Source organism: Roseomonas sp. WA12, from assembly GCF_054165765.1.
Window position 1 is genome coordinate 3,260,627 of record NZ_CM135108.1, and the last position, 21,514, is coordinate 3,282,140.

The 21,514-nt window shown below is 70.5% G+C and carries 18 protein-coding genes; 8 read left to right on the forward strand and 10 right to left on the reverse strand.

Annotated features, from left to right (window positions below; translation table 11 throughout):
• Positions 1-168 precede the first annotated feature (168 nt).
• Together ACVBD7_RS15625 and ACVBD7_RS15630 are read left to right on the forward strand one after the other, a co-directional pair.
• The gene (locus ACVBD7_RS15625; protein ID WP_458094155.1) at positions 169-1,227 is read left to right on the forward strand and encodes a FecCD family ABC transporter permease; all 1,059 of its coding nucleotides are present in this window, start codon (positions 169-171) and stop codon (positions 1,225-1,227) included.
• Positions 1,224-2,036 carry an ABC transporter ATP-binding protein gene (locus tag ACVBD7_RS15630; RefSeq protein WP_458094156.1) on the forward strand — a complete coding sequence of 271 codons (813 nt, stop codon included), beginning with the start codon at positions 1,224-1,226 and terminating at the stop codon, positions 2,034-2,036. The genes ACVBD7_RS15625 and ACVBD7_RS15630 overlap by 4 nt, the downstream gene beginning before the upstream one ends.
• A gap of 18 nt (positions 2,037-2,054) precedes the next feature.
• Here ACVBD7_RS15630 and ACVBD7_RS15635 read toward each other — a convergent pair whose 3' ends face one another.
• The 4 genes from ACVBD7_RS15635 to ACVBD7_RS15650 all read right to left on the reverse strand — a co-directional run bounded on the left by ACVBD7_RS15635 (position 2,055) and on the right by ACVBD7_RS15650 (position 8,922).
• The gene (locus ACVBD7_RS15635; protein ID WP_458094157.1) at positions 2,055-2,606 is read right to left on the reverse strand and encodes a biliverdin-producing heme oxygenase; all 552 of its coding nucleotides are present in this window, start codon (positions 2,604-2,606) and stop codon (positions 2,055-2,057) included.
• 2 nt (positions 2,607-2,608) lie between these two features.
• A complete protein-coding gene (locus tag ACVBD7_RS15640) occupies positions 2,609-5,377 on the reverse strand; it encodes an ATP-binding protein (protein WP_458094158.1) in 2,769 nt (922 codons plus the stop codon).
• A 274-nt stretch (positions 5,378-5,651) separates the two neighbouring features.
• Positions 5,652-7,892 (reverse strand): transglycosylase SLT domain-containing protein, encoded by a 2,241-nt coding sequence (locus ACVBD7_RS15645; protein ID WP_458094159.1) that lies wholly within the window; start codon positions 7,890-7,892, stop codon positions 5,652-5,654.
• A 181-nt stretch (positions 7,893-8,073) separates the two neighbouring features.
• A complete protein-coding gene (locus ACVBD7_RS15650) occupies positions 8,074-8,922 on the reverse strand; it encodes a uracil-DNA glycosylase (RefSeq protein ID WP_458094160.1) in 849 nt (282 codons plus the stop codon).
• Positions 8,923-9,010: 88 nt separating this feature from the next.
• On the opposite strand from ACVBD7_RS15650, the gene ACVBD7_RS15655 reads away from it, so the two are divergent.
• Positions 9,011-10,729 carry a 4Fe-4S dicluster domain-containing protein gene (locus tag ACVBD7_RS15655; protein ID WP_458094161.1) on the forward strand — a complete coding sequence of 573 codons (1,719 nt, stop codon included), beginning with the start codon at positions 9,011-9,013 and terminating at the stop codon, positions 10,727-10,729.
• A 145-nt stretch (positions 10,730-10,874) separates the two neighbouring features.
• Here ACVBD7_RS15655 and ACVBD7_RS15660 read toward each other — a convergent pair whose 3' ends face one another.
• Both ACVBD7_RS15660 and ACVBD7_RS15665 read right to left on the reverse strand, forming a co-directional pair.
• A complete protein-coding gene (locus tag ACVBD7_RS15660; protein WP_458094162.1) occupies positions 10,875-12,392 on the reverse strand; it encodes a protein adenylyltransferase SelO in 1,518 nt (505 codons plus the stop codon).
• 64 nt (positions 12,393-12,456) lie between these two features.
• Entirely contained in the window at positions 12,457-12,834 is a 378-nt protein-coding gene (locus ACVBD7_RS15665; protein ID WP_458094163.1) for a winged helix-turn-helix domain-containing protein, read from the reverse strand.
• 94 nt (positions 12,835-12,928) lie between these two features.
• On the opposite strand from ACVBD7_RS15665, the gene ACVBD7_RS15670 reads away from it, so the two are divergent.
• The 5 genes from ACVBD7_RS15670 (at position 12,929) to ACVBD7_RS15690 (ending at position 18,629) form a co-directional block, all read left to right on the forward strand.
• Complete coding sequence (locus ACVBD7_RS15670; protein WP_458094164.1) at positions 12,929-15,244, forward strand: mechanosensitive ion channel domain-containing protein; 2,316 nt, start codon at positions 12,929-12,931, stop codon at positions 15,242-15,244.
• A 229-nt stretch (positions 15,245-15,473) separates the two neighbouring features.
• Positions 15,474-15,800, forward strand: coding sequence for a hypothetical protein (locus ACVBD7_RS15675; RefSeq protein ID WP_458094165.1), 327 nt, complete (start codon positions 15,474-15,476; stop codon positions 15,798-15,800).
• 68 nt (positions 15,801-15,868) lie between these two features.
• On the forward strand, positions 15,869-17,464 hold the full coding sequence (locus tag ACVBD7_RS15680; protein ID WP_458094166.1) for a cytochrome ubiquinol oxidase subunit I: 1,596 nt from the start codon (positions 15,869-15,871) through the stop codon (positions 17,462-17,464).
• A 5-nt stretch (positions 17,465-17,469) separates the two neighbouring features.
• Positions 17,470-18,525 carry a cytochrome d ubiquinol oxidase subunit II gene (gene cydB, locus ACVBD7_RS15685; protein ID WP_458094167.1) on the forward strand — a complete coding sequence of 352 codons (1,056 nt, stop codon included), beginning with the start codon at positions 17,470-17,472 and terminating at the stop codon, positions 18,523-18,525.
• A complete protein-coding gene (locus tag ACVBD7_RS15690) occupies positions 18,525-18,629 on the forward strand; it encodes a DUF2474 family protein (RefSeq protein ID WP_458094168.1) in 105 nt (34 codons plus the stop codon). The genes cydB and ACVBD7_RS15690 overlap by 1 nt, the downstream gene beginning before the upstream one ends.
• A gap of 141 nt (positions 18,630-18,770) precedes the next feature.
• Here ACVBD7_RS15690 and ACVBD7_RS15695 read toward each other — a convergent pair whose 3' ends face one another.
• The 4 genes from ACVBD7_RS15695 to ACVBD7_RS15710 form a co-directional block, all read right to left on the reverse strand.
• The gene (locus tag ACVBD7_RS15695) at positions 18,771-19,382 is read right to left on the reverse strand and encodes a malonic semialdehyde reductase (RefSeq protein ID WP_458094169.1); all 612 of its coding nucleotides are present in this window, start codon (positions 19,380-19,382) and stop codon (positions 18,771-18,773) included.
• Positions 19,383-19,547: 165 nt separating this feature from the next.
• Positions 19,548-20,111, reverse strand: a complete 564-nt coding sequence (locus tag ACVBD7_RS15700; RefSeq protein WP_458094170.1) for a NifU family protein — start codon at positions 20,109-20,111, stop codon at positions 19,548-19,550.
• Between the two features lie 118 nt (positions 20,112-20,229).
• Positions 20,230-20,694 carry a universal stress protein gene (locus ACVBD7_RS15705; protein ID WP_458094171.1) on the reverse strand — a complete coding sequence of 155 codons (465 nt, stop codon included), beginning with the start codon at positions 20,692-20,694 and terminating at the stop codon, positions 20,230-20,232.
• A 25-nt stretch (positions 20,695-20,719) separates the two neighbouring features.
• Entirely contained in the window at positions 20,720-21,511 is a 792-nt protein-coding gene (locus ACVBD7_RS15710) for a TIGR02186 family protein (protein ID WP_458094172.1), read from the reverse strand.
• Positions 21,512-21,514: the final 3 nt, after the last annotated feature.

Here is a 21,514-nt window from a genome sequence, read left to right on the forward strand (position 1 = left end):
GCGCCTTTCGCAACCCTGCTTTCCGCACACGCAGCCCGAGCAGGATTTGTCGCTGCGGCTGCGAATGATTATCCTCTGCGCCCCCTCCCCCGGAGCCGTCATGACCCGTCGCAGCCCGCTGCGCCCCGCTGCGCTGCCTCCCGCCTTGCTCGTCCCGGCCCTCCTCCGTTGAGCACCGCCGCCCTCACGGCGGAGGGGGCCGCCTCGGGCTATCGTCGGCTGGTGCTACGCCGCGCCGCGCTGCTTGCGGCGCTGGCCGTCGGCCTGCTCGCTGCCTTCCTGCTCGATGTTGCCACCGGCCCTGCCCGCCTGCCGCTCTCCACGGTGCTGGATGCGCTGCTGGCCGGGCGTGGCGCGGGCGGCGCCATGTCGGTCATCGTCTGGGAGGTGCGCCTGCCCTATGCGGTGATGGCCGTGCTGGTCGGCGCCGCCCTCGCCCTCTCGGGCGCCGAGATGCAGACGGTGCTGGATAACCCGCTGGCCAGCCCTTTCACTCTGGGCGTGTCCTCCGCCGCCTCGCTCGGCGCGGCGCTGGCAATCGTGCTCGGGCGCGGCATCCCCTTCATCCCGCAGGATTGGCTCATCCCCGCCAACGCCTTCGTCTTCGCCTTCGCGGCCATGGCACTGCTGCATTTCATGGCGCGTCTGCGGGGCGCGGGAGTGCAGTCGCTCGTGCTGTTCGGCATTGCCCTTGTCTTCGCCTTCAACGCCCTTGTCGCCCTCATTCAGTTCGTGGCGACGGAGCAGGCGCTGCAGCAGCTCGTCTTCTGGTCCATGGGCAGCCTGGCGCGCGCGAGCTGGGACAAGATCGGCATCCTCGCCCTCGTCATGCTCGTCGCCCTCCCCTTCTCCGCCCGTGCGGCCTGGCGTCTGACGGCGCTGCGCCTCGGCGAGGACCGCGCGCGCTCCTTCGGCGTGGACACGGAGGCGACGCGGCGCGGTTCCCTGCTGCGGGTCAGCCTTCTCGCCGGTGTCTCGGTCGCCTTCGTCGGCACGATCGGCTTCGTCGGGCTGGTCGGCCCGCACGCTGCACGGCTGATGGTGGGCGAGGACCACCGCTTCTTCCTGCCAGCCTCCGCTCTCTGCGGCGCGCTGCTGCTCTCGCTCTCCTCGGTCGCGGGCAAGCTTGTCGTGCCCGGGCTGCTGGTGCCGATCGGCATCGTCACCGCGCTGGTCGGCGTGCCGGTCTTCCTCGCCCTCGTCATGGGGCGGGGGCGGATGGCATGAGCGCCGCCCTCTCCGACGCCGCCCTTTCGGTCTCCGGCCTGCGCGTCGCCTATGGCAGGCGCGTCATCGTGGACGGGCTGGATCTCGCCCCGCTGCGGCCCGGCACGCTGACCGCGTTGGTGGGGCCCAACGCGGCCGGGAAATCCACCCTGCTGCGCGGTATCGCCGGGTTGGTTCCCGGAACGCGCGGGCAGGTGCTGCTGGGCGAGCGCGACCTGCTGGCCATGTCGATCCCCGAGCGCGCGCGGCACCTCGCCTACATGCCCCAGGGCCTGCCCGGCGGCGTGGCGCTGACCGTGATGGAAACCCTGGTCGGCGCCCTCCGCGCCGTGCCGACAACCCTCGCACCTGACGGCGCCGCGGCCACTGCCCACGCCATCGCCGTGCTCGGGCGGCTCGGCATCGGCCATCTCGCCCTCCACCGGCTGGACGGGCTCTCGGGCGGCCAGCGCCAGCTCGTCGGATTGGCCCAGGCGCTGGCGCGCGAGCCCGAGGTGCTGCTGCTGGACGAGCCCACCAGCGCGCTCGACCTGCGCCACCAGATCTCCGTCATGGCTCTGGTTCGGGAGACGGTACTGCGGCGCGGGCTGGTGGGGGTGGTGGTGCTGCACGACCTCGGCCTTGCCGCCCGCTTCGCGGACCGGATGGTGGCGCTGGCCGAGGGCATGGTGCAGGCCGATGGCACGCCAGCGGAAACGCTGACATCCGATCTGCTCGCCCGCGTCTATGGCGTGGAGGCGCGGATCGAGCGCTGCTCCCAGGGGAGCCTGCTGGTGCTGGCCGATGCGCCGATCGCGGGGGCGGCGTAAGCCTCCCCGGGCCCTGCTTCAGGCCAGCATCCAGTTGCCGAGCGTCGTGAAGGTGGCCTTCGCCCCGCGCAGAACCGCCGAGGCGTCGCGCTCGGCCTCCAATCGCTCCAGGAAGGCGCGCCACATCGCGCCAGTCCTCTCGCCATTCCCGGCGAAGTAGGACCGCGCGTCCTGCGGTACGCCGATCCGCTCCAGCCCCTTCAGGATCACCCGGCCGCCAAGGGTCGATCCCTCCATGACATAGAGCGACCCCATCGCCTCGCCGCGCCCGTGCAGGGGCGGCGGCGGGCAGATCGGGAGGCCTTCCGGCGCCACGTCCAGCGCGCGCAGATCGTCCCGCAGCAGCGCCAGCCGCCGGCGCGGGAAGAAGAAGGCGTCATCCCCCAGCTCGGCCGCGAGCCGCGGCTCCCATCCCGCCCAGAAGCCATGAAAGCGCGACAGCACCGCGCGGTAGCGATCGGGCGTGAGGGCCGGATCGGTCAGGCGAAGCCCGTCCTCCAGCCGGTCGTGCTCCGGGCGCGTGCCGTCCCGCAGCAGGTCCCGGATGGAAGCGGTGTCGAGACGCGGCACGGTCAGATCATCGACCGGATCTTGGTGGCCAGGGCGTCCATCGCGAAGGGCTTGGTCATCACCTGCATTCCCGGCTCCAGCATGCCGCTACCGATGGCCGCGTTCTCGGCATAGCCGGTGATGAAGAGCACGCGCAGCCCCGGGCGGCGCTGGCGCACGGCATCGGCCAGCTGGCGGCCGTTCATGCCGCCGGGCAGGCCCACATCCGTCACCATCAGGTCCACCCGCGGCATGGTGGCCAGGGCGCGCAGGGCCTGCGCCCCATCATTCGCCTCAACCACGCCGTAGCCGAGTTCGCGCAGCACCTCGCCCACCAGCATCCGCACCACCGGCTCGTCATCCACCACCAGCACCGTGCCGCCATCTACCGCCGGCGGCGGCGTGGGCAGCGCGGCGGGATCGGCGTCGTGCTCGACCTCCGCAACGGAGCGCGGAAGGTAAAGGCGGACCGTGGTGCCCTGCCCGGCCTCGGAATAGATCCGGACATAGCCGTTGGACTGCTTTGCGAAGCCATAGACCATGGACAGGCCAAGGCCCGTTCCCTGTCCCAGCGGCTTGGTGGTGAAGAAGGGATCGAAGGCGCGCTCCGCCACCTCGGGCGGCATGCCCGTGCCGGTGTCGGTGACCGAGACCGCGACATACTGGCCGGGCGCGACGTCGTGGTGACGCCGCGCATAGGCATCGTCGAGCCGGACATTCGCCGCCTCGATCGTCAGCCGCCCGCCCTCGGGCATGGCGTCCCGCGCGTTGATCGAAAGGTTGAGCAGCGCGTTCTCGAGCTGGTTGGCATCGCAGAGCGTCGTCCACAGCCCGCCCGCCATCACCGTCTCGACATGGATGGCCGGGCCGACCGTGCGGCGGATCAGCTCCTCCATCGAGGAGACGAGGCGGTTCACATCGGTCGGGCGCGGGTCGAGCGTCTGGCGGCGAGAGAAGGCAAGAAGGCGGTGGGTCAGCGCCGCCGCGCGGTTCGCGGAGGTGGTGGCCGCGGCGAGGTAGCGGTCCAGCTCTCCTACCCGCCCCTGGCTCACGCGGTTCTTCATCATCTCGAGGCTGCCGACTATGCCGGCGAGCAGATTGTTGAAGTCGTGCGCGATGCCGCCGGTGAGCTGGCCGACGGCCTCCATCTTTTGCGCCTGGCGCAGCCGCTCATTCAGCTCCGAAATGCGGCCGAGGCTGCGGACGATCACCTCGGTGATGGCGTGGCGCAGCGTCGCCGCGATCTCGAGCTCCCACCGCGCCCACGGCCGGGCCTGGCCGTGACGCTCCTCCACCCAGCGCTCGAAGGACTGGCGCGGCAGGATGGAATCCTCGCCGCCCTGCAATGCCTTATGCGGGTTGCCGCCCCAGCTGACGAGATGCGGCTCCTCCGGCCGGAACCAAAGGATCATGTCCGCCCGGTCGGCGACCAGGAAGACAGCAAGGAGACCGCTGGCGATCGCGGCATGCGGCGCCCAGTCCGGCACGTCCTCGCCGAGATGGTCGGAGTGGAAGATCTCCTCCACGCCCTTGCCGCCATCATGCACCCGCAGCCAAGCGGCGAGGCGCAGCACCTCGGCCCGCGGTGGCACGGTGCCGAGCAGCTCCGCCACGCTACCGCGGATCACTGCAGCACCCGTGCATCCGAAGAGAGAGGCGATGGTGACCGAGCCGGCGGTGAGGGCGGAGGTGACGTCCTCCGCCTCCGCCATATGCGCCAGCAGCTCGGCCAGGCGCTGCGCATCCGCCCGGCGCGCCTCGTCCGAGCCTATCTGTTCCGCCCCGCCCACGCGAAGGGCGAAGGCGTCCGTCAGCGCCGCCGCCGCCGCGCGCTGGCCGGGCGAGGGGCGGTGCGGCCGGCGGTGATGGCAGACCATCAACCCCCAGAGCTGCCCCTCATGCAGGATGGAGAGCGACATGGAGCCGTCCACGCCCATGTTGCGATGATACTGCAAGTGGACCGGGGCGAGGCTGCGGAGGCGGGAGAAGGAGAGGTCGATCGGCTTGTCCGGCTGCGCCGCATTCTCCCAGGAGGCATCCTTGTGCAGCGGCACCGGCAGGGCGTCACGCGACGGAACCCAGCGGATGAGACTGCGCCGGTACAACTCCCGCGCCTGGGCGGGAATGTCGGAAGCGGGGAAGTGCAGCCCGTCCAGCGACTGGTCCCAGTCCTCCACCTTGTCCTCCGCCAGGGTCTGGCCATGCCAGTCCTTGTCGAAGCGGTAGATCAGCACGCGCTCATAGCCCGTGAGCTGGCGGATGCCGCGCACGGCCACGCGCGCGAGGTCCTGCAGGCGCGCTCCGGCGGCGCGCAGCCGGGCGATCATGCGCTGAAGGGACCGGGCGGCGGCCAGTGCCTCCTGCTCGTCGAGCGGCGCCACCGGCTCCAGCTCGATCAGCACCATGCCGTCCTGGGCATGAGAGGTCGCCTCGAAGGCGCCGCCGGGCAGGGTCAGCCCGGTCTCCCAGGGAGCCTCGCCGGGCAGGTCTCCTGCCGCCGCCAACTCAACGAGAGTGGCGGAGAAATCGGCGCCCAGCACCTCCTCCACCGTTCGGCCGAGCAGGGTGTTCGACGGGATGTCACCCGCCAGCAGCCCGGCATTCTCGCTGGCTGCCACGATGGACAGGCCACGCGCCGGATCGGCCACCAGCAGCACGCCATGCGGCTGAATCGCGCCGGGGATATGGATCGGCTCCTGCGCACAGAGAGCATCGGCGCGGTCCGGCACTGCGGGAGCAATGCTCTGCGCGGAGAGGCCGCGCAGGCGCTGCGGTTGAGGTGAAGCGTTCACGCCGTGCGGTTCACGTGGCGCATGCGGCGGCCGTCGCGTCGTTCACGCCGGCCGAAACCGGGGACAACAGCACGCCTGCTCCCCTACCTTGCCGCCCTGTCGCCATACCCCAACCCGCCACGCCAATCCGATCATTCTAGATAGGGACCCCTGCCTCCCCAACCAGGACCGGCCACACATGCGCGTGCTCGGTCCGCAGCGCCAGGGGGCCGCGGTTGTGGCGAGGACGGGTGATCCGTCCGGGCCTTCTGTCCATAACGCATGGAACGCGCGTTCAGCGCACCCCGCGGTTGCGGGCCACGAGCCGCGCTAGTTCCTCAACGCCCAGGAAGCGCGGTGGGCTTCCTGCCGCCAGCGCATCAAGGCTCGGCGCCGGCAGGCCGAGGCGGCTGGCATAGATCCAGGAATAGGCGAGCACGCGCTGCACATAGGCGCGCGTTTCGTTGAACGGGATGCTCTCGATGAAAAGAAAGGGATCCTCGCGGTGGCTGTTCGTCGGCATCCAGCGCGAGAGGTTGCCCGGGCCGGCATTGTAGGCCGCAAGCAGACGGATCAGATCGCCCTTCACGTTTTCCTGCGTGGAAAGATGCAGGAGGTAGCGCTGGCCGAGTTCCAGGCTCAGGCCGGGATCATGCAGCCGGCGCTGGCCGCCATCGCGCAGGGATGCGTCGCCGGTGATGAAGGCGGCCGTGGCCGGCATCACCTGCATCAGCCCGCGTGCACCGGCGGGGGAGACGGCATCGGGATCGAAATTCGATTCCTGCCGGGCCAGGCCGTAGATCAGCGCCGGATCGGCCCGCCAGCCACCCTGCGGCTCCAGCCGCGGCACGGGGAAGCGGGCGAGGTCGCGCGGGCGGCCATCGGCGGCCTGCGCCTGGGAGGCAAGCATCGTCGCCAGCTCCGTCATACCCGCGCCCGTGGCGGCTGCGAGCATGGCGCGCGCCAGGTTGGCATTGCCGCCCGCGACCGACCAAAGCCGGCGAAGCTCCGCCTCGGCCCGCGCCTTCTGGCCGATCTGGATAAGGGCGAGCGCCCGCCAGCCGCCGGCCGTCTCGGCCAGGGCGGCGCCCTCCGCCTCGCCGGCCACGTCGCTGCCCTCCCAGGCGAAGCCGGGGGGCAGGCCGAGGGCGCGGCGGGCAACCAGCCCGTAGAAGGTGCGCGGCTCCTGCGCTGCTTGCAGCATCCAAGGCACATAGCCCTGGGGGCGGCGGGCGCGAACGGCGGCGCGGGCGGTCCAGAAGGCGGCGGCCGCGCGCAGCACGGCGGGGGCCGCCTCGTTGCGGGCCGCGGTCTCGAAATAGGGCAGCGCCGTCTCGTACTGGCCGAGGCCCCAGGCCGAGAGGCCCGCGATGAAGGCCGCCTGGGCGGGCGCGCCCGGGGCGCGGGCCGCCTGGGAGGCGATGCGGAAGGCGTCCTGGTCCTTGCCGGTGGTGAACAGGGACTGCGCGACATCGGCCTGCAGCGCGGCGGCATAGGCCGGGGTCATGCCGCGGGTCCCGGCGATGTGGCGCAGCGCGTCCTGCACGTCCCCGCGCCCCGCCATTTCGCGCACGGTGCGGTCGAGGGAGGGATTGCGGACCAGGGCAGCGCGAGCGGCCGGCGGTTCGCGCTCCTCGGGCGGCACCTCCTGGCCGGGGGCGGGCACCTCCTCCGCGGCCGGCTCTCCGGCCAGCGGCGGGGCGACGGCGCCGCGCGGCAGCCGGGCGACAAGCATCGCGTGCAGGCGCTGGGCGTCCGGGTGGTCCGAATGGTCCACCAGCCAAGCGCGCAGCTCGGCGATGGTGGGTTCCACCCCGCCCACGTTCGGTCCCCCGCGCCAGCGGTCGGCCAGCACATGGCCGATTAGGCGGCGGTCGTCGAGGCGCTCGGATTCCCGCATGGCCTGCGCCATCTCGCCGCGCGCCTGCAGCTCGAAGATGCGGCGAAGGCGGGCGGCGTCGGACGGGGCAAGGGGTTGGCGAAGCCCGGGGGCCGCGGGGGCAACGCCGGCGAGCGGCGTGCGGGCGAAGGAGAGGGCGATCTCCTGCGGGGTGACCATCTCCGCCAGCCGTGTGGAGGCGGCGGGGCCGAAGGAGACGGGTTCGACCAGGTGCGACGAGTTGGGGACCGCGCGCACCGACGGCTTGGCAGCCGGCCGGAGGGATGCGGCGGCGAGCCGGGTGGACGCGCCGCGGGGCAGCGCGCGGGAGATGTCCTGTCCGAGCGCCCCGATGGCGCCGCGCTGGAGCACGAGGACCGGCTCGCGCCTTGTCGTGTCGATCGGGGCGCGGCCAGCGGACGACCGGCCGGCAAGGCGGGCAGGCGCAGGACGGACCGGGCTGCGCACAAGCTGGCGCGGCGCAGCACGCAGGGGCGCGCGCGCCAGCTCGGCCCTCGCGGGGGCGTGGCGGACCGAACGGCCGGGGTCGCGTGGCAGGGCCTGCTCACGCCGGGATGTGCTCTCCGGCACGGGATGACGGGCGGCCTGGGCAGCGGGCGCGCACAGGGCGAGCGCCAGCATCAGGACCACCCGCATCGCGCGCGTTCGCCGTGGGGGACGGCGTTCGAGCCCGAGGGGGGAAGCTCGCATGGGCCGGCAGGGTTAGAAGCGCGCCCCGGCCAGGGCAAGCAAATGGAGCGCGAGCGCCGGGGGCCGTGACTCCGGATATCAAAGACTTAGCTGGAATTCGGTCTTCACGATACGTTCATGACCGCGCTCAGCCCTTCGGTTCATCGGCCATGTCGGCATCCAACGCCCGCCGCAGCAGCCGCAGGTCCGTCCAAGCGTCGCGCTTTCCGGCAGGCTGGCGGAGCAGATAGGCGGGGTGAAGCGTCGCCAGGGTGGGAACCGGGCCGAGGCCCGGGACATCCAGGGAATGCCAGCGCCCGCGCAGCCGGGTGATGCCTTCATTCCGGCGCAGCAGGGCCTTCGCCGCCGTCCCTCCCAGCAGGACGATGTGCCGGGGCCGGACCAGCGCCAAGTGCCGCAGCACGAAGGGGGTGAAGAGGTTCATCTCCGCATCCGTGGGGGTGCGGTTCCCCGGCGGACGCCAGGGAAGGATGTTGGTCAGATAGGCGTTGCGAGCGCGCTCGATCCCGATGCTGGCCAGCATCCGGTCCAGCAGCTTGCCCGAGACGCCAACGAAGGGCTTGCCCTGCCGGTCCTCATCCGCGCCCGGCGCCTCCCCGACCAGGACGAGTCCGGATTCTGCCACGCCATCCGCCAGGACGAGGTTCCCGGCCGTCTCGCGCAGCGGGTGATCGAGGGCAGCCAGGGCGGCGCGCAGGGCGTCCAGGCTGTCGGCGCCGGCCGCGAGTTCCCCGGCTCGGAGGGCGGAGGATGCGAAGGCGGCGGCCGGTGGCGCTGTCGGTGATGCGGCCGGGCGGGCCGGGATGGCGGGCGATGCCGGGGGCGTTGCGGCAGGGGCTGCAGCGGCAGGGACGATGGCAGGGCGTGGGAGGGTACGGTCGAGCGGCGCCTCGTCCAGCGCCTCGTCGGCGCCCCAGGCGATCTGCAAATCCAGTGCGGCGAGAAGGGCCGCTGTCTCGGCCTCGTCCAGCTCCATGAAAGGGGTATCGCCCCCAGGCGCCGCATCGCGCAATGGCCGCGTTGGGAATGACGGGTTACGCAAGGCGGGAGGCGACGCTACATCCATGCCCAGATCAGGAGGAGAGCCCGTGTCCGAACGCGAGAGCATGGAATTCGACGTGCTGGTGGTGGGCGGCGGCCCCGCCGGCCTGGCCACGGCCATCCGGCTGAAGCAGGTGGCCCCGGACGCGACCGTCTGCCTCGTCGAGAAGGGCTCGGAAATCGGCGCCCATACCCTGTCGGGCGCGGTGCTGGAGCCGCGGGCGCTGGACGAGCTGTTCCCGGACTGGCGCGACGACCCGCCTGCGCTGATGACGCCGGCCGGCGACGACCGCTTCATGTACCTGACCGAGAAGCGCGCCTTCAAGCTGCCGACGCCGCCGGCCATGAACAACCACGGTAACTACATCGTCTCGCTCGGTAATGTGTGCCGCTGGCTCGGCGCGAAGGCCGAGGCCATGGGGATCGAAATCTACCCGGGCTTTGCGGCCTCCGACCTCGTGGTTGAGGACGGCGTGGTGAAGGGCGTCGTCGCCGGTGTGATGGGCATCACGAAGGAGGGCAAGGAAGGCCCGGACTTCCAGCCAGGCATGGAGCTGCGCGCCACCTACACCGTCTTCGCCGAGGGCTGCCGCGGCTCGCTCACCAAGCGCCTGTTCGACATGTACGACCTGCGCAAGGACTGCCAGCCGCAGACCTTCGGGCTGGGCATCAAGGAACTGTGGGAGATCCCGAAGGAGAACCACACGCCCGGGCTGGTGTGGCACTCCACGGGCTGGCCGATGAAGAGCGACACCTATGGTGGCTCCTGGCTCTATATGCTGGGCGAGAACCTGGTCTCCATCGGCTTCGTCGTTGGGCTGGACTACCCGAATCCCTGGCTCTCGCCGTTCGACGAGTTCCAGCGTTTCAAGACACACCCGGCGGTGCGCAAGATGCTCGAGGGCGGCAAGCGCATCGCCTATGGCGCGCGCGCGCTGAACGAGGGCGGCGCGCAGTCCATCCCGCGCCTGGTCTTCCCGGGCGGGATGCTGGTGGGCGACACCGCCGGCTTCCTCAACGTGCCGAAGATCAAGGGCACGCACACCGCGATGAAAAGCGGCATGGTGGCGGCCGAGGCGATCGCCGCCGTGCTGGCGCAGGACGAGCGCCCGGAGGTGCTGGAGAGCTACCCCGAGGCCATCCGCAAGTCGTGGGTCTGGGCGGAGCTGCATTCGGTCCGCAACATCCGGCCCGGCTTCTCCAAATTCGGCTTCTTCGGCGGCATGGCTGCGGCCGCGCTCGACACCTATGTCTTCCGCGGCAAGGCGCCCTGGACCTGGGTGCACCACGCGGACAACGAGACGCTCAAGCCCGCCTCGAAGGCCGAACGCATCGTCTACCCGAAGCCGGATGGGAAGCTGACCTTCGACCGCCTCTCCTCCGTGTTCCTTTCGAACACGAACCACGAGGAGAACCAGCCCTCGCATCTCGTGCTACGCGAGCCGACGCGCTGGAAGGGCGTGAACTGGGATCAGTTCCGCAGCCCCGAAAGCCGCTACTGCCCCGCCGCCGTGTACGAGGCCGTGGGACCGGAGGCGGAGCGGGAGCTGCGCGGCACGCCCGATGCGGAAGCGACGGGTGCGGGCGCGCAGACGGAAGCGGGTGACGCTGCCGTGCATCTGGTGATCAACGCGCAGAACTGCGTCCACTGCAAAACCTGTGACATCAAGGACCCGTCGCAGAACATCGACTGGCGCACGCCCGAGGGTGGCGGCGGGCCGAACTATATCGGCGGAATGTAGAGGGAAGGTTGGGGGAAGGAATTCCCCCAAACTCCCATCTTCTTTTTGTCTGCTTGGCTGGTGCGCCAGCGGACAGGGCGCACCTCAGAAAACTTGCAGAAAAAGATAGGGGTCCGGGGGAATTCCTTCCCCCGGCCTTTCTTTTTCAGGTCCCGCAGAAGGTCATGTAGGGGCTTTCGAGCGCGGCAGGCGGTTCGTCCGCGCCGGGCTGGTCCTCGAAGGGCCGGGCCAGGCTATCCAGCAGCGCCTCGAACGGCCCGAGGTCGTCGCGCTGCGCGGCGGCTTGCAGCGCGGCCTCCACCAGGTGGTTGCGCGGGATCACGGCCGGGTTGATGGCGCGCATGGCGGACGCATGTGCGGCCGGGTCGCCACCGCGCTCCTCCAGACGGGCGTGCCAGCGGGCGAGCCAGGGGTCGATCGCCGCGGGATCGGCAAAGAGCGCCCGCAGCGCGGCATCGCCTTCGGGCGCCTCCGCCGCGCGGCAGAGGCGGCGGAAGGTCAGGGTGAAGTCTGCCCCGTTCTCGGCCATCAGCTTCAGCAAGTCGCCGGCCAGGGCGACGTCGCCCATCTCATCCCCGGGCAGGCCGATCTTGGCGCGCAGCCCGCCGAGATAGGTGGCCTCGAAAGCCGGGGCGAAGCCAGCCAGCACTTCTTTCGCTGAGGCCAGCGCGGCTTCCTCGTCCTCCGCCAGCAGCGGGATCAGCGTCTCGGCCAAGCGGGCGAGATTCCACTGCATGATGCGAGGCTGGTTGCCATAGGCGTAGCGGCCGTACTGGTCGATGGAACTGAACACCGTCGCGGGGTCGTAGGCATCCATGAAGGCGCAGGGGCCGTAATCGATCGTCTCGCCCGAGACCGAGGTGTTGTCCGTGTTCATCACGCCGTGGATGAAGCCGATCAGCATCCAGCGCGCGACGAGATCGGCCTGGCGCGCAATCACGCCATCCAGGAAGGCGCGATAGGGATTCGGGGCCTCGGCCGCCTGGGGGTCATGTCGGGCAATGGCGTGGTCGGCCAGGATTTTCAGCGCTTCCGCATCGCCCTGGGCGGCGAAGAAGGCGAAGGTGCCGACGCGAATATGGCTGGAGGCCACGCGGGTGAGCACGGCGCCGGGCAGCGGCGTCTCGCGCATCACCGGCTGGCCGGTGGCGACGGCGGCGAGGGCGCGGGTGGTCGGGATACCCAGCGCGGCCATTGCCTCGCTCACCAGGTATTCGCGCAGCACCGGCCCGATTGCAGCACGGCCATCGCCCCCGCGTGAGAAGGGGGTACGGCCGGAGCCCTTGAGCTGGATGTCGAAGCGCTTGCCGTCCGGTGCCACCACCTCGCCCAACAGGATGGCGCGGCCGTCGCCGAGGCGCGGGACGAAGTTGCCGAATTGGTGGCCGGCATAGGCGGTGGCGACCGGCTCGGCGCCCTCGGGCACCCGGTTGCCGGCCAGGATGGCGGCGCCTTCAGGCGTGGCCAGCGCGTTGGGATCGAGGCCGAGCCGGACGGCCAGGGCCGCGTTCAGCTTCAGCAGGCGCGGCGCCGCGACCGGGGTCGGGTCCAGCGGGGCGCGGAAACGATCGGGCAGGCGGACATAGGAGTTGTGGAAGGGGAAGCGGATTGCCCCCTCCCCCGTCTTGGCCGCCTCGAGCGTGCCGGTGTCCGAAATGCTCATCCAGGGGAGATCGCGTCGCAGAGGGGCTGAAACAAGGCAGGGGCTGATCGCTTGCGCGCGAGGTTCAGCCCGTTTCGCGCCGCGCCAGCGCGGCCAGGCGGGTGGCCGCCGCGGCGTTCGCCTCCGCCTCGATGGCGCGGTAGCCCGCCACCACCGCCTCGCCCAGCGGCGTCAGCCTCGCGCCGCCACCGCCCGCGCCGCCCGCCGCCGTCTCCGCCACCGGCTGGCAGAGACCTCGGTTCAGCGCCTCCACCAGCTCCCAAGCGCGGCGATACGACATGCCGAGCGCCCGCCCAGCCGCGGAGATGGAGCCAACGCGGCCGATCTCCTCCAGCAGCCGCACCTTCCCCGGGCCGATCCGCAGGCCGTTGCCGAGGTCGAGCCGGATACTGAGCCGCGGGCCGGCTTCGGCCGACCGGGCCGCGCGCGGGGCGGGGGGCATGGCCGGACACAATCATGTGGCGCCCGCCGCCGCAACCGGCGGAACCAGTGAGATGCTTGACCTTGGCGGACCGGGTGGGGTCCAACCCCGTCCCATGCGGCTGACCTCAACCTTCTTCGTCCTGCTGGCGCTGCTCTTCGCCGCGCCCTCCCGCGCCCAGGCGCCGACGCCTGCCCCAGCGGCACCGGCAACGGCTGCTCCGGCCGTCTCGGAAGCGGACCGCTTGCTTGGCGTGCTGCGCGACGATGGCCGGCGGGCCGAACTGATCCGGAACCTCGAGGCGCTCTCGGCCGCCTCTCGCGCATTGCCTGCTCCTGCCGCCGCCACGCCCGGCGCCTCCGCGCCTGCCGCTGGAAGCGCAGCCCCGGCAGCGCCCGCCACCCCGCCTGCCGAGGCCGAGGCCGGGCTGCTGGCCCCGAACACGCTCGGCGCGCAGCTGCTGATGGGAGCCTCTCAGCGGCTGGCCGCGCTGTCGGACCAGATTGTCGCCGGCGCGAACGCGATGACGGACCTGCCCAATATCGTCTCCTGGGCCTCCGGCGTCGCGCGGGATCCGGTAACGCAGGCGCGGGTGGTGGATGCCTCCTGGAAGCTCGCCCTGCTCTTCGGCCTGGGCCTGCTGGCCGAATGGGTGGTCTGGCGCGGGCTGGTCCGCCTGCGCGACAAGCTGGATGCCCATGCGCCCGAGCGCGCCAACCTCTGGACCTGGCTGCGGCGCATCCCCTTCGTCCTCGGACGGCTGGTGCTGGACCTGCTGCCGGTGGGCGCCTTCGCCATCATCTCCTACGGGTTGATCCGCGCGGTGCAGCCGCTGCCGACGACCGAGCTGGTGCTGCTGCTGGCCAACAACGCCTACATCGCCATCCGCGCGGTGATGGTCACCTCCCGCATGCTGTTCTCGCCCAATTCGGCGCATCTGCGGCTGGTGCCGATGCATGACGAGACGGCGGCCTACATCACCATCTGGCTGCGACGCATCGTCACCGTGCTGGTGGTGGGCTGGGCGGTGGCGGAAGCCGGGCTGCTCTTCGGCGTGCCCTGGGCGGTGTATGATGCGATCTCGCGCATCTGCCTGCTGATCGTCTCGCTCTTCCTCATCATCGTGGTGATGCAGAACCGGCATGTGGTGGCGGACAAGCTGCGCGCGCCGGAACTGAAGCCGGGCGACCACCCCGATCGCTCCCGCCGCCTGTTCCGCGCCCTGCGCGACCGGCTGGCGGAGGTCTGGCACGTGCTGGCCATCCTCTATCTCCTCGCGCTCTGGGGCGTCTGGGCGCTGGAGGTGCGGGACGGGTTCGAGCGGCTGCTGCGGGCCAGCGCGCTGACCCTGGCCGTGCTCGGCGTCGCCAAGCTGGCGGATTATGGGCTGCGGCGGCTGCTGGAGCGCGGCTTCCGCATCTCGCCGGACCTCGCCAAGCGCTATCCCGGGCTGGAGCTGCGGGCCAATCGCTACCTGCCCGTGCTGAAGAGCGTCATCTCCACCATCGTGGTGGTGATCGCGCTGCTGTTCCTGCTGGAGACCTGGGGGATCGAGGCCTTTGCCTGGTTCGGGCGCGGGCAGCTCGGCGCGCGGGTGGTCGGCAGCGTGGTCTCGGTGGGGCTGACGATCCTGGCGGCCGTCACGGTGTGGGAGGTGACGAACGCGGCCATCCAGCGGCGGCTGACCAAGCTGTCCCGCGATACCCAGGCCGCGCGCTCTGCCCGGATCCGCACGCTGCTGCCCATGCTGCGGACGGCGCTGTTCATCGTGATCCTGGTCTTCGTGGCGCTGAACGTGCTGAGCGAGATCGGAGTGAACGTGGCCCCGCTGATCGCCGGTGCCGGTGTCGTCGGTGTCGCCATCGGCTTCGGTTCGCAGACCCTGGTGAAGGACGTGATCACCGGCCTGTTCCTGCTGCTGGAGGATGCGGTCGCGGTGGGCGACACGGTGACCATCGCCAGCATGACCGGAGTGGTGGAGCAGCTCTCGATCCGCAGCATCCGGCTGCGCGCGCTGGATGGCGCGGTCCACATCATCCCCTTCAGCACCGTCACCTTCGTCACCAACATGACGCGCGACTTCGCCTTCGCGGTGGTGGACGTCTCTCTCCCCTATGGCGAGGACACGGACCGGGTCGCCAAGGTGCTGAAGGAGATCTCCACGGAGATGCGGGCCGAGCCGCGCTGGGCGAGCGCGACGCGGGACGAGATCGACGTGATGGGCGTGGACAAGCTGCTGGAGACGGGCGTGGTGATGCGTGCCCGGATGAAGACCGACCCCTCCCAGCGCTGGCCGGTGACGCGGGAGCTGTATCGCCGCATTCAGGCGCGCTTCGAGGCCGATGGCATCCGTATCAATTCCCCCTGGCGCAAGACGCCGGAGGAAGAGGCTGCCGAGGCCGCGCAGCTCCAGGCCGCTGCTGCCGAATAGCGATCCATCCCTGCGCAGGGCGCATGCCTGCCCCGATCAATGGGGCTTGCGCTCCGTCGCCGGCCGCATAGTGTGGACCACATGTTGTTCTTCCGAAGCATGAGCGGGCGCCGAATGCGCCGAATTAGCCGCCCGGTCGCCTGACCGGCGCGCAGGCTTCTGCCTGCGTCGCGCGGGCGGGCGGCCGGGCAAGCCGCCCCCGCCCTCCTTCGGAAAAGATGCCCTTCTCATGTTCGACTCCGTTCCCGGCGCCCTGCTGCAGGCGCCCGTTGCCGCCCCCGTGACCGAGGATGCCGAGCGCACCCTCTGCGTGCGCTACCTTCTGCGCGCGGATCCGTCTCCCGGCCTCCTGCCGCGCCTCCTCCAGCCGCTGGCCAAGCGTGACCTCGTGCCGGAGCGCTTCCGCGCAGCGTGCGAAGGTCAGGTGATGCGCGTGGAGATCGGCGTCACGCTGCCGGAGGGGATGGTGCATCTCGTTGCAGGCAATCTCCGCTCCGTCGTCGGTGTCATGCGGCTTGAGGTGGAGCACGGGCGGGTGATCTCCCAGGCTGCGTGAATCGTGCGGGAACGCTTGGTTCCCGCACGATTCATGCCCACTCTCTGTGCAAGGAGAGTCTACGCGTGATGATCGATGCCCTTTTACCCAGCGCGCTCGACCTCGCGCGGTTTCAGTTCGCCTTCGTGGTGGTCTGGCACTTCCTGTTCCCGGCTTTCACCATCGGCCTGGCAAGCTACCTCGCCGTGCTGGAAGGGCTGTGGCTCTGGACGGGAAAGGCCGTCTATCTCGACACCTTCCGCTACTGGCTGAAGATCTTCGCCGTGGCATTCGCCATGGGCGTCGTCTCCGGGCTGGTGATGTCCTACCAGTTCGGCACCAACTGGTCGGTGCTGTCGGACAAGGCGGGGCCGGTGATCGGGCCGCTGATGGGCTACGAGGTGCTGACGGCCTTCTTCCTCGAAGCCGGCTTCCTTGGCGTGATGCTGTTCGGCATGGACCGGGTGGGCAAGGGGCTGCACATGCTCGCCACCTCGCTGGTTGCCATCGGCACCTTCTTCTCGGCCTTCTGGATCCTCTCCGCCAATTCCTGGATGCACACGCCCCAGGGCTTCAGCGTCTCGCCGGACGGGCGCTTCATGCCCGAGGACTGGTGGGCGATCATCTTCAACCCCTCCTTCCCCTATCGCCTCGCCCATACCGTCACCGGCGCCTATCTCACCACTGCCCTGATCGTCGGCGCGGTGGGCGCCTGGCACCTGCTGCGGGAGCGGCAGCACCGCGCCCCCGTGCGCGACGCCGGGATGGACAGCGCCTCCGCCCCGCGGTTCCAGGACCCCGGCCGCACGCTGGTGCAGGGCGCGGAGGAGCCGCACCGTCCCTCCCCCGGCAGCGCCGGCGCGGATCGCGGCCAGGAGGCGACCGAGGGCGGCCCCAATCCGCGCGCGAAGGTCATGTTCTCCATGGCCATGTGGATGCTGCTGATCGTGGCGCCCGTACAGGCCGTGCTGGGTGACCTGCACGGTGGCAACACCCATGAGCACCAGCCCGCCAAGGTGGCCGCGATGGAGGGGCATTTCGAGACGGAGCGCGGCGCGCCCGCCATCCTCTTCGGCATCCCCGATGCGGAGCAGGAGCGGACGCGGCTGGCGATCGGCATCCCCAACCTCGCCAGCCTCTATCTCACCCACGACTGGAACGGAGAGGTGCGCGGGCTGAAGGACATCCCGCGCGATCACTGGCCGACCAACATTCCCCTCGTCTTCTTCGCCTTCCGCGTGATGGTGGGACTGGGCCTGCTGATGATCACGCTCGGCTTGGCAAGCGGCGTGATGCGGCTGCGCGGGCGGCTCTACAACACGCCCTGGCTGCTGCGGGCCGCGATCGCGATGGGGCCGGCCGGTCTGGTCGCCGTCACCGCGGGTTGGATCGTGACGGAAGCGGGGCGGCAGCCCTTCACCGTCTATGGCCATCTCCGCACGGCGGACAGCGTCTCGCCCATTGCCCTTCCGGCGGTGGCCACCTCGCTCGCAGCCTTCGCGGTGGTCTACTTCCTCGTTTTCGGGGCGGGCATTTGGTACCTGTTCAAACTGTTCCAGCAGACCCCACGCCACCATGAGGGCGCGCCACCCCAGGGCCAGCCGATCCGCAGCGCCGGCATCACGCCGGGCCCCTCGGTGGCGGCCGGCGCCGATCCCGGCCCGCAGCCGGCCCCGGCGGAGTAGGGGCGATGGAACAGGCCATGGAACTCACGGGCTGGCCCTTCTGGCTACCGCTGATCTGGGCGGTGCTGATCGCACTGGCTGTTTTCTTCTACGTCTGCATGGACGGGTTCGACCTCGGCATCGGCATTCTCTTCCCGTTTCTGCAGGAAAAGGCGGAGCGGGACGTGGCGGTGAACTCCGTCGCCCCCGTCTGGGACGGGAACGAGACTTGGCTGGTGCTGGGGGGCGGCGGGCTGCTTGCGGTCTTCCCGCTGGCCTATGCCGTGGTCCTGCCCGCGCTCTACATGCCGCTGATCTTTATGCTGCTCGCCCTCATCTTCCGCGGCGTCTCCTTCGAGATGCGCTTCCGGGCGGAGAACGAGACGCAGCAGATGTGGTGGGACCGCGCCTTCTCCTGGGGTTCGATGGTCGCCGCCTTCACCCAGGGCATCGCGCTCGGCGCTTTCGTGCAGGGGATCGAGGTGCAGGGCCGCGCCTATGCGGGGGGCTGGTGGGACTGGCTCTCCCCCTTCTCGGTGCTGACCGGGGTGGCGCTGATCGTCGGCTACGGGCTGCTTGGCGCCTGCTGGCTGCTGTGGAAAACGGAAGGGGCGCTGCACCACCGCGCCGTGGCATTGGCCTGGCCTTTCGCGCTCGGCACCGTGGGGGCCATCGCGCTCGTCTCGGCCATCATGCCCTTCCTGCAACCGGCCTTCGCCGAGCGCTGGCTGACCTTTCCGCACCTGCTCTATGCCCTGCCGGTGCCCGTTCTGGTCGCCTTCCTTGTATGGCGCTTCTTCCATGCCCTCCGCGAGGACACTGGCAAGGGCGGCATGGCGGATGTGCGGCCCTTTCTCCTCGCCCTGGCCCTGTTCGGCATCTCCTATGTTGGGCTGGGCATCTCGATGTGGCCGATGATCGTCCCACCGGCCTTCAACATCTGGCAGGCCGCTGCGCCGCCCTCCTCGCAGGCTTTCCTGCTGGTGGGCGCCGCGGTGCTGATCCCGATTATCCTCGCCTATACCGGCTACGTGTACTGGCTATTCCGCGGGAAGGTGACGGGCGAGAGCGGCTATCACTGATGTGGGGGCGGCGGCTACTCTGGTTCGTGGGGCTCTGGGCCGTCAGCATTCTTGTGCTGGGGGCGATCGCCTTCGTGCTGCGAGGGTTTTTGAAGGCGGTTTGAAGAAGGCCGGGGAAGGTGAACTCCCCCAGACCCCCTCCTTTTTCTTCGAGTTGAGGGGGCGCCAATGTCGCTGGCGCACCAGCAAGACAGACAAAAAATAGATGGGTATCCGGGGGAATACCTTCCCCCGGCCTTTCTTTCTCAGGCCAGTAGCGCCGCCTCGTCAAAGCCCAGGCGCGGCAGGCGGCCGAAGGTCTTGCTGTGGTCGCCGTAACCGAGATTGATCAGCATGGTGGACTTCCACCCGCTCTCGGCCAGGAACAGCTCGTCCGCCTTCTTCGAATCGAAGCCGCCCATCGGGCCGGCATCCAGCCCGAGCGAGCGCGCGGCCAGGATCATGTAGGCGGCCTGCAGCGTGGAGTTCACGAGGGCGCTGCGCTCGGCGAATTCCGGCTTGCCGGTGAACCAGGCCTTCGCGTCCGCATGCGGAAACAGGCGGGGCAACTGCTCATAGAACTCCGGGTCGTAGGCGATGATGGCCGTGACCGGCGCGGTGCGGGTCTTCTCGGCATTGCCGGCGGAGACGGTGGAGAGGATCTTCTCCTTCCCCTCGGGCGTGCGAATGAAGACGAAGCGGCCAGGGAGCTGGTTGGCGCTCGTCGGGCCGAGCGAGACGAGGTCGTACAGTTCGCGCAGCGTCCCGTCGGTCACTGGCCGGTCCTGCCAAGCATTGGCGGTGCGGGCCTGGCGGAAGATGCGATTGATCGCGGTGTCGTCGAGACGGGCGGTGTCGGGGATGTTGGTATCGGGCATGAGGGATCTCCTTGGCCGCGATACTGGTCCGACCCAGGGTACGCGGCCAATCCCTCAACAGCATTGCCGTTATCGGCGCGATGAATAGCGAAACCGGGCAAACACGCCCGCGCCTCAAGAAATAGAGGCTGAGGCCCAGGGAGGCCGAAGCCTCCCTGGAGAGGATCAGGCTTCCACCTGCTCCACGGCCACCACCTCGGGGACGTAGTGGCGCAGCATGTTCTCCACCCCGTGCTTCAGTGTGGCGCGGGAGGAGGGGCAGCCGGAGCAGGCGCCCTGCATGCGCAGCTTCACCACCCCGTCGCGGAAGCCGCGGAAGACGATGTCACCGCCGTCGCCGGCCACCGCCGGGCGCACGCGCGTGTCCAGCAGTTCCTTGATCTGGGCGACCACCTCGGCATCGGCGGGGTCGGTGTCCTCGACGTCCTCCTCGGCCTCGTCGCCTGCCATAACCGGGCGGCCGGCCATGGCGTGCTCCATCAGCGCGCCCAGGACCTGCGGACGCAGATCCGCCCAGTCGGCATCATTCGTCTTAGTCACGGTGACGAAATCGGCGCCGAGGAACACGCGGGCCACGCCGTCCAGCTGGAACAGGCGGGCGGCGAGCGGGGAGCGGGTAGCAGCTTCCTCGGAGATGAAGTCGGCAGTGCCGCGCGGGCCCATTACCTCCTGGCCGGGGAGGAACTTGAGGGTCGCGGGGTTCGGCGTCGCCTCGGTCTCGATGAACATGGGATTTCCCTCTGCGGCGCAGGCGCCGCCCTGATGCGGATGGATGTGGGGCAGGCCAGGCGGGGGTGCAACCATTCCCCGCGCGGGGGTGGGCTGCGGCGGGCTCAGGTCACCCCTCTCAGGTCACCCGGTCGAGCGCCACGTCGTCCATGCCGCCGGGCACGATGGTCAATGGGCAGCGCAGGTATTCGGCGTGGCGCCCGGTTAGGGCCGTGACGAGAGGACCCGGGCCGCCCTCGGTGGCGGCGGCGAGGACGAGGATGGAGATGCGGGGGTCCTCGGCCAGCACGGCCAGCACCTCCTCCACCGCGTCACCCTCGCGTATGATCAATAGCGGCAGGCCGCCCGTGATCTCCTGCACCTGGGCAGCCAGCGCGGAGAGGAGCTGCTCGGCCTCCTGCCGCCGCTCCTCCTGCATTAGCGCGCCGACACCGGCCCATTCCTGCAGCTCGGGTGGCTCGGTCACCCGCAGCAGGGCAACGCGGCCGCCGGATTTCCGCACGCGCAGGCAGGCATAGCGGAGCGCCACGGCCCGCTCGGGGCTGTCATCCACCACGACGAGGAAGACGCGATCCTGCGGCATGCCGTTCTTTCCTCTCGGTCCGGCCTCAGCCCCGGCGGAAGATGACGCTGCCGAGCCAGCCGGCCAGCGCCGCCAGGACGACACAGGCCAGCCCATACAGCAGCGGCCGGCCGCGGGATATGTCGGCGATCCGGGCGGTCGCCCCCACCCGGTCCACCCGGAAGGGCAGTTCCTGGCGGGCGATGATGCGGTTGGCGCGCACAAGCATCACCTGCACCACGTAGTCGCCCGTCGCGATGGTGGAGGGCAGCGGCAGGCGGGCATGGAACAGGCGGCCGCCGGAGACCTCTACCGGCGCCTCCTCCTCGTTCCACTGGTTCGAGGCACGCTTGAGGTCGATCAGGGCGGTGCGGAAGGCCGGGTCCCGCGGGCCGGGAAGGCGCGCGGTCAGCACCTCCAGCCCCAGCCGCCGCTCCCGCCGCGCCGCTTCCTCGAGCAGTTCGGCCACCGGGGCGGTGGAGGTCACGGCGTAGTAGTTCGGCACCTCCCGGAAGTGGCCGGCGGGGCCGTTCACCCAGATGCCCAGGCGCCGGACGCGGCGGCGCACCACCACGTCCCGCGCGGGGCCGATGCCGAGCACGATCACATTGTCCCCCGCGGGGCCCAGCAGTCGGTCGGTGGCGCCGAAGACGAGCAGGTCGGCGCCGGTGAAGGCGGTGTCCACGGCGATGCGGGGCTGGGCGATCTCGGCGGCCAGCGCCGGGCCGGCCTGAGGCGGCGGGGCGGGCTGGCCATCGCGCTGCGCCCGGGCGGGACTGGCGAGGAGAAGGGCGGCAACGAGAAAGGCGGCCAGCGGGGCGGTGGCCGACTTGGGCATTCG

Bases quoted from the DNA above. Each gene is read 5' to 3' on its own strand.
- ACVBD7_RS15630 (WP_458094156.1), top strand. From the start codon at position 1,224: ATGAGCGCCGCCCTCTCCGACGCCGCCCTTTCGGTCTCCGGCCTGCGC.
- ACVBD7_RS15645 (WP_458094159.1), bottom strand. From the start codon at position 7,892: ATGCGGGTGGTCCTGATGCTGGCGCTCGCCCTGTGCGCGCCCGCTGCC.
- ACVBD7_RS15650 (WP_458094160.1), bottom strand. From the start codon at position 8,922: ATGGAGCTGGACGAGGCCGAGACAGCGGCCCTTCTCGCCGCACTGGAT.
- ACVBD7_RS15655 (WP_458094161.1), top strand. From the start codon at position 9,011: ATGCCCAGATCAGGAGGAGAGCCCGTGTCCGAACGCGAGAGCATGGAA.
- ACVBD7_RS15660 (WP_458094162.1), bottom strand. From the start codon at position 12,392: ATGAGCATTTCGGACACCGGCACGCTCGAGGCGGCCAAGACGGGGGAG.
- ACVBD7_RS15665 (WP_458094163.1), bottom strand. From the start codon at position 12,834: ATGCCCCCCGCCCCGCGCGCGGCCCGGTCGGCCGAAGCCGGCCCGCGG.
- ACVBD7_RS15670 (WP_458094164.1), top strand. From the start codon at position 12,929: ATGCGGCTGACCTCAACCTTCTTCGTCCTGCTGGCGCTGCTCTTCGCC.
- ACVBD7_RS15675 (WP_458094165.1), top strand. From the start codon at position 15,474: ATGTTCGACTCCGTTCCCGGCGCCCTGCTGCAGGCGCCCGTTGCCGCC.
- ACVBD7_RS15680 (WP_458094166.1), top strand. From the start codon at position 15,869: ATGATCGATGCCCTTTTACCCAGCGCGCTCGACCTCGCGCGGTTTCAG.
- cydB (WP_458094167.1), top strand. From the start codon at position 17,470: ATGGAACAGGCCATGGAACTCACGGGCTGGCCCTTCTGGCTACCGCTG.
- ACVBD7_RS15690 (WP_458094168.1), top strand. From the start codon at position 18,525: ATGTGGGGGCGGCGGCTACTCTGGTTCGTGGGGCTCTGGGCCGTCAGC.
- ACVBD7_RS15695 (WP_458094169.1), bottom strand. From the start codon at position 19,382: ATGCCCGATACCAACATCCCCGACACCGCCCGTCTCGACGACACCGCG.
- ACVBD7_RS15700 (WP_458094170.1), bottom strand. From the start codon at position 20,111: ATGTTCATCGAGACCGAGGCGACGCCGAACCCCGCGACCCTCAAGTTC.
- ACVBD7_RS15705 (WP_458094171.1), bottom strand. From the start codon at position 20,694: ATGCCGCAGGATCGCGTCTTCCTCGTCGTGGTGGATGACAGCCCCGAG.
- ACVBD7_RS15710 (WP_458094172.1), bottom strand. From the start codon at position 21,511: ATGCCCAAGTCGGCCACCGCCCCGCTGGCCGCCTTTCTCGTTGCCGCC.